This is a genomic window from Neobacillus bataviensis LMG 21833, assembly GCF_000307875.1.
Classification (GTDB): Bacteria; Bacillota; Bacilli; order Bacillales; family Cytobacillaceae; genus Neobacillus; species Neobacillus bataviensis.
This window is the reverse complement of sequence record NZ_AJLS01000132.1, coordinates 37,423-50,498: the sequence shown is the minus strand read 5'-3', so window position 1 is coordinate 50,498 and position 13,076 is coordinate 37,423. Positions and strand designations below refer to the sequence as shown.

13 protein-coding genes and 2 pseudogenes are annotated in these 13,076 nt (G+C 37.5%); 9 read left to right on the top strand and 6 right to left on the bottom strand.

Annotated features, from left to right (window positions below; translation table 11 throughout):
• Positions 1-61 precede the first annotated feature (61 nt).
• Positions 62-484, top strand: coding sequence for a PH domain-containing protein (locus tag BABA_RS26175; RefSeq protein WP_007087019.1), 423 nt, complete (start codon positions 62-64; stop codon positions 482-484).
• A gap of 131 nt (positions 485-615) precedes the next feature.
• Here BABA_RS26175 and xerS read toward each other — a convergent pair whose 3' ends face one another.
• Both xerS and BABA_RS19795 read right to left on the bottom strand, forming a co-directional pair.
• Positions 616-1,704, bottom strand: a complete 1,089-nt coding sequence (gene xerS, locus BABA_RS19800) for a tyrosine recombinase XerS (protein ID WP_007087018.1) — start codon at positions 1,702-1,704, stop codon at positions 616-618.
• Between the two features lie 137 nt (positions 1,705-1,841).
• Complete coding sequence (locus tag BABA_RS19795; RefSeq protein ID WP_007087017.1) at positions 1,842-2,063, bottom strand: spore germination protein; 222 nt, start codon at positions 2,061-2,063, stop codon at positions 1,842-1,844.
• 204 nt (positions 2,064-2,267) lie between these two features.
• On the opposite strand from BABA_RS19795, the gene BABA_RS19790 reads away from it, so the two are divergent.
• The 4 genes from BABA_RS19790 to BABA_RS19775 all read left to right on the top strand — a co-directional run bounded on the left by BABA_RS19790 (position 2,268) and on the right by BABA_RS19775 (position 6,110).
• The gene (locus BABA_RS19790) at positions 2,268-2,531 is read left to right on the top strand and encodes a DUF2533 family protein (protein WP_007087016.1); all 264 of its coding nucleotides are present in this window, start codon (positions 2,268-2,270) and stop codon (positions 2,529-2,531) included.
• A complete protein-coding gene (locus BABA_RS19785; protein ID WP_007087015.1) occupies positions 2,532-3,221 on the top strand; it encodes a LexA family transcriptional regulator in 690 nt (229 codons plus the stop codon).
• 286 nt (positions 3,222-3,507) lie between these two features.
• Positions 3,508-4,707, top strand: a complete 1,200-nt coding sequence (locus BABA_RS19780) for an iron-containing alcohol dehydrogenase (RefSeq protein ID WP_040347020.1) — start codon at positions 3,508-3,510, stop codon at positions 4,705-4,707.
• A gap of 32 nt (positions 4,708-4,739) precedes the next feature.
• Entirely contained in the window at positions 4,740-6,110 is a 1,371-nt protein-coding gene (locus tag BABA_RS19775; protein ID WP_007087013.1) for an aldehyde dehydrogenase, read from the top strand.
• A gap of 412 nt (positions 6,111-6,522) precedes the next feature.
• Here the strand turns inward: BABA_RS19775 and BABA_RS19770 are convergent, their stop codons facing one another.
• Positions 6,523-7,623, bottom strand: a complete 1,101-nt coding sequence (locus BABA_RS19770) for an ABC transporter permease (protein ID WP_007087012.1) — start codon at positions 7,621-7,623, stop codon at positions 6,523-6,525.
• Positions 7,620-8,549 carry an ABC transporter ATP-binding protein gene (locus BABA_RS19765; RefSeq protein ID WP_007087011.1) on the bottom strand — a complete coding sequence of 310 codons (930 nt, stop codon included), beginning with the start codon at positions 8,547-8,549 and terminating at the stop codon, positions 7,620-7,622. The genes BABA_RS19770 and BABA_RS19765 overlap by 4 nt, the downstream gene beginning before the upstream one ends.
• A gap of 291 nt (positions 8,550-8,840) precedes the next feature.
• On the opposite strand from BABA_RS19765, the gene BABA_RS19760 reads away from it, so the two are divergent.
• From BABA_RS19760 to BABA_RS19745, 4 genes and pseudogenes are all read left to right on the top strand, one after another.
• On the top strand, positions 8,841-9,104 hold the full coding sequence (locus BABA_RS19760) for a DUF2533 family protein (protein WP_007087010.1): 264 nt from the start codon (positions 8,841-8,843) through the stop codon (positions 9,102-9,104).
• The gene (locus BABA_RS19755; RefSeq protein WP_007087009.1) at positions 9,105-9,794 is read left to right on the top strand and encodes a helix-turn-helix domain-containing protein; all 690 of its coding nucleotides are present in this window, start codon (positions 9,105-9,107) and stop codon (positions 9,792-9,794) included.
• A gap of 99 nt (positions 9,795-9,893) precedes the next feature.
• Positions 9,894-10,373: pseudogene (locus BABA_RS19750) on the top strand (dehydroquinate synthase/iron-containing alcohol dehydrogenase family protein); the annotation flags it as partial.
• Between the two features lie 34 nt (positions 10,374-10,407).
• Positions 10,408-11,778: pseudogene (locus BABA_RS19745) on the top strand (aldehyde dehydrogenase).
• Between the two features lie 55 nt (positions 11,779-11,833).
• Here the strand turns inward: BABA_RS19745 and BABA_RS19740 are convergent.
• Both BABA_RS19740 and BABA_RS26170 read right to left on the bottom strand, forming a co-directional pair.
• Positions 11,834-12,409: a GNAT family N-acetyltransferase gene (locus BABA_RS19740; RefSeq protein WP_007087005.1), complete on the bottom strand. Its 576-nt coding sequence runs from the start codon at positions 12,407-12,409 to the stop codon at positions 11,834-11,836.
• Between the two features lie 107 nt (positions 12,410-12,516).
• Positions 12,517-12,981: a hypothetical protein gene (locus BABA_RS26170; protein ID WP_007087004.1), complete on the bottom strand. Its 465-nt coding sequence runs from the start codon at positions 12,979-12,981 to the stop codon at positions 12,517-12,519.
• Positions 12,982-13,076: the final 95 nt, after the last annotated feature.

Below are 13,076 nucleotides of genomic sequence, written 5' to 3'. Positions count from 1 at the left end.
ATATAAATATATGATTAGGAATAGTAGTCTTTTATCTTTTTGGTATTTGGAGATGATGAATATGAAATATTACTCAAAAAAAGGAATAATCACAGGTGTCCTCTTGTGGGGGGCAATTGCCTTTTTAATTGGTTCTTTTCTATTCCTACCAGGCGGGCCAGAAGGGAAGGGGGAGGTCATCACCGCGGTTTTGGTATGTGGCTTTACTTGTGCGTTTATTCTTTGGTGCTGGTTTGGAACGTATTATGAAATAAATGGGAAACAATTAAAGATTGTCGGAGGGCCGTTTCGCTGGAAAATTGACATTATGACGATAATTAGTATCAGAAAAACACGAAATCCGTTATCGAGCCCAGCATTGTCATTAAACCGTTTAGAATTACAATATGGAAAGTGGAGTACGATTTTGATTTCACCAAAAAACGAGGATGAATTTTGTGAGAATTTAAGGAAAATTAATTCAAAAATTGACATAAATCTTTAAATTTTATTCCGTCTCATTTTCTTAAGTATACTCAGTAATTGAGACGATATTAATTTTGTTACCATAATAATATTATGTAAACTGATAAAAAGAAAATTTTAAGGCTGCCTTTGAGTGACAGCCATGATTATTTATTCCATTTGTTCTTTCGGCATATCCATCTTATCAACCGCAATTTTTAGATCGTCATTCTTAATATGCGTATAAATCATTGTCGTTTGTATCGAGGAATGGCCTAATTGCCGGCGTAATTTTGGTACATCATTAATTTCCGCATGGTATCTGGTAGCAAACGAGTGTCTCAGCTTATGTACGGATAGTGAGGGTTTGCCAAATGCTGTTGCATATTTTTCAATTAGTTTCTCTACAGATCTAGCGGTAAGTCTCCGCGATTTTCCTTTCGGGCCAATTTGAGCGGAAATGAATAATGCTTTATTGGACTTATCAACCTGGTATTTTGTTTTTCTAATAGAAAGATATTCTTGCAGATCTGCCATGGCCGTCATGCTAAAATAAACGAATTGTTCTTTGTTTCCTTTTCTAATCACTCTGACACAATACTTGCTAAAATCAATATCGTCTAACTCAATGCCAACTAACTCCGAAAGACGCAGTCCAGAACCAAGTATTAACGATACAATCGCTGTATCACGTTCTTTATTTAGCTGATAAAAGTTAAAAAGCTTTTTATTCTCTTTGTTCAATTCGCCGAAATCATTAGCTACAAATAAACGGAATTTCTCGTATTCATCACCAAGAAGGATTTTGCCTTCCATTTTATTTGCTTTCGTTTCCATGCTATCTTTCACTTCATTAAATTCAATTTTTGCCATCACATTCCGATTCATATACGGCTTTAAATCAGGGGTTTCAGCAATATTTTGCAGATAATTAAACAGCGATTTTAAGGCAGATAACTTCCGATTCACGGTAAGTTCTTTATTATTTAATTGGTAATGAAGATAGTTTAAAAAATTTTCAACCTCTAAAACCGTCATATTTTCCAAGCGATCTAATGGAATATCCTTAATGCTGCCGTTCCATAACTGTTCAGTAATCATCCAATTGAAAAAGATCTTATAATCATGACAGTAGTTAAATAGCGATGCCGTAGAAAGTTTCCGTAGTTTATGATTGATATATTCATCCACATACCAAGGCAATTCCTGGAGTAAGGCCTGCAACTTTTTAAAATTAGCTTGTTTTTCCTGATTTACCATGATAACACCTCACTTCTATTTTATCCCACTTACATAATTACGTCAAATTTATATTTTACGTAATTATATATTTTTAGAAAGTAATTGGCAACAACAATCCCCCGTTGTTGCCAATTACTTAGGCGCTGTAATCTCGTCTATTTATTCCCTACAATTGGTTGGTCTATTAATTCCGTATCTGCAACATTTGTCCCACTTGCTATTGTATTTGAAACAACCAATCCGCCTGTGTTGAATCCTCCTGACCCACCAAATGTTTTTGAAACAATCTTAGGGGTTACAAACCCAGAATCCCCGAAATTAAGTATACCTTCCCCAGTTACAGTAACAATTTCTACTGGACCAATAATTGCTGGCATTTGAAACCGCCCCTTCGATTTAATAATTTAGATTATGCTCGCGGCACTGGGTTTGTGTATAAAAAGAATTGTTCATCTCCTTAAGACGACAGCTCCAGAATTTTGGGAAAAAGCTATTAATTATATATTTAAAAAATTTATGAAATCCTAACTTTTCTGAATATGGTATGATTAATACAGTCAACTATTTTTAGGAGTGAAATCATGAGTGTACATAAAGATTTAATCAATCACGCAGCGAATCAGAACAAAACATATCAAGTGTTTCAGGAACTTGACCAACAACGTGAAAACTACATTGAAGAAGCCGTTGAGTTATGTAAACAAGGCCTACCCTTCTCTACTGATAAAATTAATGAAGTAACAAATAGGATGAATAAAATAAACTTACGATTTGTTCCAACAAGGAAAAACGTTACAATTGAAATGGTTCGAGAATACGTAAAATCACTAACAAATCAACAATAAATGGTGGTGGCTGCTACGATTTCCTTAACGAAAAGAAGACGGGAATTTTTAGACCAAATTTATCGTCAATATCAGTCTACCAATCTTCCGGTTCATTATTCTGACGTGGCTGAGGCGATTGGTGTTAGTAAGTGGACTGCTTATGATGTTTTAAAGACCTTGGAAAGCCAGGGGCTTTTAAAAAGAACTTATGCTACTAACGAAAATGAAACTGGAAGATCCGTTGTGGTCTTTTCCCCTACAGTCATGGCAGACCTCCTATTCCAAAAAGAGAGAAGAGAAATTTCCAATCCAGATGAATGGGAAATAATTCTTAACCAAGTTAACGTTCTCATTGAACAACAACAAAATCTCTCTTTGATGGAGGGAATCCAAAATATCTTGGAGCTAATGAAAAGTGTCGAGGTAAAACTGGAATTCTGTGCTTACTTCCTTTGTGTCCTTTTATTATTCCTGAATAGCCTTGGTAATCCTATTAAAGACCTAACGGTAAATTTGGTGAATGCATCACAGGAATCCCAAGTTCAACTTACTGTTTTTGTCGGAGCAGTTGTCGGAATGATCATCCAGTCCGTCGGTGACGAAATAAGCCCTGAAATGATCACATTGGTGCAGCAATTTTTTGATAATGCCAATCAGCTTCATACAGTAGAATTGGACTTATTAATCGAGTTTATTAAGCAAAGATAATTTTGTTTTCCTTTCACCCCTTCTCTTATTCTTTGGCTAGCTCAATTTATGGGTTGACTTTTTATTTTACGAGAGTTTCATCACTAAAGCATATTTTCGTAATTTTTGACATAATATAACTAGTGTTTTCGGAATATTAACTATATTCGCAATATTATTCTTGACAATTCTAAAATTAGTACGTTAAATAAATAATATACGTATTTTGTTTTTTTTCACCCCTTTTTGGGTCTTTTGGGTATCTAGTTAGCTAAATTCAACTTTTCATAGAAAGTGAGGTAATGGTATGTATAAAGTTTATTGCAGGTCTTTTCAAGGAGTAATGAAAATTGCTTCTTCCTTCATGCCGTGGCGGGAACCGGAATTGTTAGAGGGAGAAAATAGTTTAAAAGAATTACCGAAACTAATAAAACAGAATAAAATTGAAAGCGTTTTAATCGTCACCGACCAAGGAATTGTATCAGTTGGGATAATGAATGAATTCCTGAATGACTTACAAGGTGAAGGAATCGACTTTTTCATTTACGACAAAACGGTCCCAAACCCAACAATCGAGAATATTGAGGAAGCCTCTCAAATGTATTCCACTAACCATTGTAAAGGAATTGTTGCGTTTGGCGGCGGATCGCCAATGGATTGTGCCAAAGGTGTAGGTGCACGGGCAGCAAGACCCAATAGAAGTATTCCGCAAATGAAAGGTGTATTAAAGGTGCTTAAAAAGATGCCTCCCCTTTTCGCTATTCCCACCACAGCTGGTACTGGCAGTGAAGCAACTTTAGCCGCGGTTGTTTCCAATAGCGAGACTCACGAAAAATATGCCATAATGGATACAGCACTCATTCCGCATTACGCTGTCCTTGATCCCTTACTAATAATTAATCTTCCAAAACATATTACAGCAGCAACCGGAATTGACGCTTTAACACATGCCGTGGAAGCCTACATTGGCAAAAGTAACACAAAAGAAACCAGAAAAAATAGTTTAGATTCGGTAAAATTAATCTTTGAAAATCTCTATGAGTCCTATACAAATGGAACCAACATACAAGCACGTAAGAATATGCAAAAAGCTGCCTATTGGGCCGGGATGGCGTTCACACGTGCATATGTCGGGTATGTCCATGCAATAGCTCATACCTTAGGCGGGTTTTATTCTGTTCCCCATGGACTTGCGAATGCGGTCATCCTCCCTTATGTCCTGGGGTATTACGGTGAATCCGTTCATAAGCCTTTAGCCGAGCTAGCTGAATTAGTTGGAATTGGCGAACGAACTGATACTGTTGAACAAAAGGCAGTAAAATTTATTGAGGCAATTAAGGAGCTCAACGAAAAAATGGAGATTCCTAAAAAGGTCAGTGGTATTGTCGATAGTGATATTCCAGTAATGGTTGAACGAGCGTTAAAGGAAGCCAATCCCCTCTATCCTGTACCAAGAATTCTTTATAAAGAAGATTTATTCAATCTTTATCAACTTATTAAAGAATAAGAAATTGATTTAGTAAAAAGGCGGCTGATCAAATGGAAAGTTACAACTCCCTCCTTACGAAGCAACAATCCTTTTTTCGGAAAGAAAAAACAAAAAATATAGCTTTTCGACTTGAAGCACTTCAAAAATTAAGGTCAGCAATTAAAACTAACGAGAAAGTTTTGATGGAAGCCTTAAGGGCGGATTTAAATAAATCAGAATTTGATGCGTATACATCTGAAATCGGTTTTGTTCTTGAAGAGTTACGTTTCACCATCAAACAATTACGTTCATGGGCGAGGCCAAAAAAGGTTAAAACACCCGTAACGCATATCGGCTCCCGCAGCTACATTTATTCAGAACCATATGGTGTAGCACTCATTATTGCCCCTTGGAATTATCCCTTTCAATTGGCAATCGCTCCATTAATCGGTGCCATTGCCGCGGGAAACTGCGCGGTCATCAAACCTTCAGAATTGACGCCGAAAACATCAGAACTACTAGGGAAACTCATACACGATTTATTCCCAGAGGAGTACATTTCTGTTGTTCAAGGGGGAGTGGAAACAAGCCAAGCACTGCTTAACGAAAAATTTGATTATATCTTTTTTACGGGAAGCGTCCCTGTTGGAAAAGTCATTATGGAGGCGGCAGCGAAAAATTTAACCCCATTAACATTAGAATTGGGCGGAAAAAGCCCTTGTATCGTTCATAAAGATGCCAATTTAAAACTAGCAGCTAAACGGATTGCTTGGGGGAAATTCACCAATGCCGGGCAAACCTGTATTGCACCTGATTATTTGTATGTTCATCAGAGTATTAAGGATCAATTCCTTCAGCAATTTAAAGAAGCGACGATTGCATTGTATGGGAAGCAGCCATTAAAAAATTCGGATTTCACCAAAATCGTAAGTGATCGGCACTTTCGGCGGCTATGTTCTTTTCTCGATAATGGGAAAATTTATATGGGTGGCGGTGTCAATCAAGATAAATTAACGATTGAGCCAACAGTCTTAACAAATATTACCTGGGAAGATCCGATCATGATGGATGAGATCTTTGGCCCGATTCTACCAGTTCTCGAATTTAATGTACTTTCAGAGGTATTGGTCGGCATTCATCGTCACCCGAAACCGCTCGCCCTTTATATTTTCACAGAAAATGAGGCTGTACAACAGGAAGTCTTACACAGCGTCTCTTTTGGCGGCGGCTGTGTAAATGACACAGTGTACCACTTTGTCTCCCCTTACCTGCCTTTTGGCGGTGTGGGAAACAGCGGGATTGGCGCCTATCATGGAAAAGGAAACTTCGAAACTTTCTCACATCAGAAAAGCGTTTTGAAACAAACAACCTTATTTGATATCCCGTTTCGATACCCAAATGTGAAGAACGGACTGAAAAAAATTAAGCTCTTCATGAAGTGACCAAATTAGATTCGGGATTAAACAACTTATTCATTACGGCGGCGAAGTGATAGCCTTCTTCCCATCATTCATTAAATTGGTCAACTTCCGCATTAATACCCGTCTAAAAAAACTCAGCACCTCCATAGGAAGTGCCGAGTTTTTTAGAGTTCAATTCCTATTCATCTCGCAAAAGCAAGTATTGAACAAGCATAGTCAACCCATATAAAACTTTTTGAGTATTAAACAAAACTGAGTTCAATTTTACTATTTCCACAAACCTAGTATAAATTTCTTTTTTCAACTACCGCTTAGATCAGCACAATAAGTATCAATCGGGTGAATTCGAATGTGTGTTCGATAATCTTGTTTCCGCATTTGTTTCCTCCCTTTCCTTTTCCTTTATTCATTCTTATTCATATTAACCGTGCACCTATTCCCATTTAAACGTGTAGCTGGCAATAATAAATGCTCCTACAAGCCAACCGCCCAAAATAAGCGCTTCTGTCCCTAGACTCATAAATGATGCTCCCACATTCATTGTTTCTCTTAATGCGTGGCTTAGATGGGCAATGGGCAAAATCTCAACAATTGGTTGCAGAAATTCAGGCATGTTTTTAATCGGGAAAAACACACCTCCCAAAAATAGCATCGGAAACGATAGAAAACCGGCAATGGGGGCTGCACTTTCCGGGGTTTTAGCTATGCCGGCAATAATAAAACCAATCGCCATAAAAGCGAGCGTTCCTACTATTACAAAACTGATTAAGGTAAACCACGATCCGCGAACTTCAACATCAAAAATCAGATTGGCCACCCCTAGAACAATTAGCGCTTGGATGCCGTTCAATACAAGTCTGGCGGTAATTTGCGCTGCAATAAACGTGGAAGCTTTTAAAGTGGTTCCTTGCATCCTTCTTAATATTCCCCGCTCCCTCCATGCGGCAATTTGACCGGCAACGCCATTCATATTGTTACTCATAATCATCATCGCCACAATTCCTGGGACTAAGAAATCAATATACTTTAAATTTAATGATTCGATCCCTTTCATATCCATGGCAACTACCGGTTGATAATCCACCTTATTTTTACTAATTCCATCGATGATATTATTTACGATCTGAAGACCAACCTGTGAAGCAGTAATGTTCGTTTCATTAAAGTAGACGGGGAGTAAGTAAGGTGCCGTTTTTGCTGATGTGCCGCTTAAGCCTGCATTGTATCCTTTTGGTATGATAACGACTAGTTGTAAATCATCTTTTTTCAATTTGCTTAAAGCCTCATTTGTACTCTTTTCCATTTGTACTTCAATTGCTTTATTTTTTATAAGCGTGGTTGAAAATTCTTTTGATTGAATGGATTGGTCTTGATCAACAACACCAATCGATAAAGAAATTCCATTTCCATTTCCTAAAAATGAACCCATGATAACCATAAGGAAAATCGGAAATGCCAGCGTCCAAAACAAGACCTGACGATTTCGAAGGAATATCCGTAACTGCGATAACGTTAGCTGCCAGTAAGCTCTCATTCCTCTCTTAATCTCCTCCCGGTCATATGTATAAATACATCTTCCAATGTAGCAGTACGAGTTTGCAAATCTACTAATTTGAGCTGATGATCCGCAGCCATCTGAATCAAGCTAGTTAAGGTGATTTGCAGATCGTCAGTATATAAAACATAAACATCTTTATGCATCCTTACCTGCTTAACCCCTTCGATTTCATGTAAATTCACTTCAGTGGATTCATTCTCAAAACGAAACTCAACTGCACTATCTGACTGCAAGTTTTTAACAAGCCGGGACGGTGTGTCCAGAGCAATTAGTTCACCTTGATTCATAATCGCAATTCGATCACATAACACATGGGCCTCATCCATATAATGGGTCGTAAGGACAATGGTTTTTCCTTTCTTTTTTAAGAGAAGGATTATATCCCAAAGCGTTCTTCGTGCCTGTGGGTCAAGTCCTGTTGTCGGTTCATCTAAGAAAATAATCCATGGATCATGTACAAGAGCTAAGGCAATCGCCAGTCGTTGCTTCTGCCCTCCTGAAAGACTTTTTATGCGACTTTTTCTTTTATCAGCTAGCAGCATTTCCTCAATTAAGTAAGAAATCGAAACCTGTTTTGGATAAAAGCTTGCATATAAGTGTAAGATTTCTTCTACCGTCAGCAAATCGAAGATAGAGGTCGACTGTAATTGGACACCTATGACCTCTTTTACCTTTTTTATTTCTCGTGTGATATCAAATCCACCAACCATAGCTGTACCTTGATCGGGTTTTCTAAGACCGACTAACATTTCTAATGCTGTTGTTTTCCCGGCACCATTTGGGCCGAGCAAACCGAAAACTTCTCCTTTTTGAACCTGAAACTCAATTCCCTTTACCGCGGTAAAATCGCCATACTTTTTCACTAAATTCATTACTTGTATGATTCCTTCATGATAATCCATCCTTCACACTCCACATGATTAATACTTAAACGTATATGCTACATACTTCAATTTAGCTTTATTCTTTGTAAGGTTGAATCCATACTAATTTTTATTAAAAAACTACTCAAACTACCATTATTCTATAAAAAATAATTTATTCCTCTAGGAATAAAAACAAATACCCATTCTTTAAAAAAGAAAAACTATTTCCAACTAATATATGAGGAATATAGATATGAAATTTTTGAATTCCTATCTTTCCTGATTATGGTATGATAAAACCAGTCAATCATTTTTAGGGGTGAAATCATGAGTGTACATAAAGATTTAATCAAACATGCTGCAAATCAAAATAAAACATATCAAGTATTTCAAGAGCTAGATCAACAGCGGGAACGCTATATTGAAGAAGCCGTTGAGTTGTGTAAGCAAGGCCTTCCTTTTTCAACTGATAAAATTAATGAGGTAACAAATAGAATGAATAAAATAAACTTACGATTTGTGCCAACAATGAAATTCGTTACGGGTGAAATGGTTCAAGATTACGTAAAATCACTAACAAAACAACAATAAATGGTGGTGGCCGCTACGATATCCTTAACGAAAAGAAGACGGGAATTTTTAGACCAGATTTGGCGTCAGTATCAGACTACCAATCTTCCTGTACATTATTCGGACGTGGCCGAAGCGATTGGTGTGAGCAAATGGACTGCGTATGATGTTTTGAAGACCCTAGAAAGCCAGGGATTATTAAAAAGAACGTATGCTGTCAACGAAAATGAAACAGGACGTTCAGTTGTCGTCTTCTCCCCAACTGAAATTGCAGATCATCTATTTAAAAAAGAAAGAAGAGAAATTTCGAATCAGGATGAATGGGAAGAGGTCCTCAACAAAGTATCAGAATTAATGGAAAACCAGCAAAATCTGCCTTTGATGGATGCAATCAATTATATCTTAGAGTTAATGAAGCATGTCGAAGTTAAGCTGGAGTTCTGTGTTTACTTCCTTTGTGTGCTCATTTTATTTTTGAATAGCCTCGGTGATTCTATTAAACATTTAACTGTCAATATGGTAAATGCATCAGAGGAGGCAAAGGTGCAGCTTACCGTTTTTGTTGGTGCAGTTGTCGGAATGATTATCCAATCTGTTGGTGAGGAATTAAGTCCTGAAATGATCTCGTTAGTACAACAATTTTTCGACAATGTTAATCAACTAAATACTGCAGAGCTAGACTTATTAATCGAGTTCATTAAACAAAGGTAATTTTATTGCACCCTCTCTCCCACCCTATTTTATTTTGGGTGGTTTTTTATTTTAGAAATGTATGATTAACAAAGAATTTTTTTATATTTTTCATCGTAAAAAAATCTCTATGAGTCTTATATAAATGGAACCAATATCCAGGCGCGGACGAACATGCAAAAAGCGGCCTATTTGGCTGGGAAGGCATTTACACGTGCATATGTTGGTTATGTACATGCAATCGCCCATACTCTAGGTGGATTTTATTCTGTCCCTCATGGCCTTGCGAATGCTATTATCCTCCCCTATGTCTTGGAATACTACGGCGAATCCGTCCACAAGTCTTTAGCTGAACTGGCGGAATTAGTAGGGATTGGTGAAGGTGCAGATACGACTGAGCAAAAGGCAGTTAAGTTTATTGAAGCGATCAAAAAGCTTAATGAGAGTATGGCGATTCCGAAAAAAGTAAGCGGGATTGTCGAAAGTGATATTCCTGTTATGGTTGCACGTGCATTAAAAGAAGCTAACCCTTTGTATCCTGTACCAAGGATATTAAATAAAGATGACCTATTTACTCTTTACCAATTAATAAAGGAATAACGGGGATGTCAAAAGAAATAAGGTGGTAAATTAAATGAAAAATTACAATTCCTTAATTACGAAGCAAAAATCATGTTTCCGAACGGAAACAACAAAAGATGTACTTTACCGTCTTGATGCACTTCAAAAGTTAAGAAATGCCATTTAAAATAACGAAAAAGTATTAATGGATGCTTTAAGAGCGGATTTAAATAAATCGGAATTTGATGCCTATACCTCTGAAATCGGCTTTGTTCTAGAAGAATTACGATTCACAATCAAACATTTGCGGTCATGGATAAAGCCAAAAAGAGTTAAAACACCCATTACACATATTGGCTCGAGCAGCATCATTCTCTCGGAACCATATGGTGTGACTCTGATCATCGCCCCTTGGAATTATCCCTTCCAATTGGCAATCGTTCCATTAAATGGTGCCATTGCCGCTGGTAACTGCGCGGTCATCAAGCCTTCTGAATTGACACCTAAAACTTCTGAAGTTTTAGGGAAACTCATACGTGATTTATTCCCGGAGGAGTACATTGCGGTTGTGCAAGGTGGCGTGGAAACAAGCCAAGCATTACTTAACGAAACATTTGATTATATCTTTTTTACAGGGAGTGCCCCTGTTGGAAAAGTCATTATGGAGGTGGCAGCAAAACAATTAACCCCATTGACATTAGAATTGGGCGGGAAAAGTCCTTGTATCGTTCATAAAGATGCCAATATAAAGCTGGCGGCAAAACGGATTGCTTGGGGGAAATTCACTAATGCCGGACAAACCTGTATTGCCCCGGATTATTTGTATCTTCATAAAAGCATTAAGGATCAATTCCTCCAACAATTTAAGGAAGCAACATTTGAATTGTATGGTCAGCAGCCGTTAAATAATCCGAATTTCACCAGAATCGTGAGTGAGCGGCACTTTCAGCGGTTGTGTTCCTTCCTTGACAATGGAGAAAAATTTATGGGCGGCGGTACAAATCAAGAAAAACTAACAATCGAGCCGACAGCCCTTACAAATGTCACATGGAATGATCCGATTATGCAGGATGAGATCTTTGGGCCGATTCTTCCTGTTCTTGAATACAATGAGCTTTCAGAGGTATTGGATGGCATTCATCGTCACCCGAAACCGCTTGCCCTCTACATTTTCACAGAAAATAATGCTGTACAACATGAAGTCCTAAATAGCGTTTCTTTTGGGGGCGGTTGTGTAAATGACACAGTTTATCACTTTGTCTCCCCTTACCTGCCTTTTGGCGGTGTTGGAAACAGTGGGATCGGCGCCTATCATGGAAAAGGAAACTTTGATACTTTTTCTCATCAAAAAAGTGTTTTGAAACAAACGACCCTATTTGATATTCCGTTTCGATACCCAAATGTGAAGAATGGACTGAAAAAAATTAAGCTCTTCATGAAGTAAAGAAAGGCTATTAAAAAGGTTAACCAAATAACTGGTTAACCTTTTTGAGTGAATGTTATAGATTATCTAAAATATTCTTATTCTCCGGTTCCTCGTTAAAGGTTAGAACCTCATCAACCGGCTGGTAGGACTCGCCATAAAAGTGTTGATCCTTATAGGTGTGAATCAAATCATACGTTTTTTTCATGGCTGCAAATATCATTTCTTCCGATTCATTATGTGGTGCCCAATAAAGGATTTCCATTTTATTAATCTCATTTGTCGCAAGGGACCTTCTCTCATACCCAATGGACTCCGCATGCTCGAAGCCTTCACGTTTGTAATAACGGAGCCTTTTTTCTGTATCACTATCTTCATAGTTAACAGGTTCTACTTCTAGGATGATTGGCTTTCCCTTGCTTTTCATTTTTTCCATTAATTTATGACCTAGACCTTGTCCGCGGGCATTTTTCGAAACGAAGAGGTAATCGATAAAGACAAAATTGTCGAGCTCCACGTACATTAAAACATGGTTAGGCCCTTCATCTTTATGATAAATTTCAGAACGCTCTTTTAGTAAGGTTTCCATATGCTCTCTTGATTTCATCTCTTCAACCGGAAAATATTGATTCAACTTTTCATACCAATGCATAAACATACTCCTTTATTTCATGGTGAATTTCATAATGGAAGTATGTGTTAATTTTCATAATTAATACTGATTCCCTTGATGAAATGGGCTGCCATGCTGGGTTATATTTAGTTTTTTATCCTCTTTTTTCTTAGGATGAAAGCTGAAATCCCGCCGCAAAGAACAATAATGGCTGCTAAAATAGTGAATGTCTTAATAACAGACCCATTTTCTTCTGAAGTCTCTTCGTCTCGTAAAAGTTCATTAACATTGCTGCTCATGATCACTGCTTGCTGTCCACCATCTACAATCGATACATTATTTACTCCGAAAATCTCATTAAAATAGTTGATTGTTTCTTCGTTATAGGGTTGAATACCAATTTCAATGGAGGTCTCTAGCGGTGCAGTGTAAGTAACTGTGATTCCTTTTTCCGCTAATTCAGCCTGTTTCTCTTCAAATATCATCTTATCAACCTCTTTTTGTTTTTCGATCATGGCATCAATTGGTTTAGAATCGGCAAAGGTTGTTAAGGCTGTCATAAATGGAACGCAAAGCCCTATTATAATCGCTATAAGCATTTTAAGTTTCATTTTGTCTTCCCCCAGCTTCTATTTGAATGATTTCGCTTTTTTACAGCTTCTTCAGAGGAGATTCCCCCACATATCATAATGATTTGACCACATCC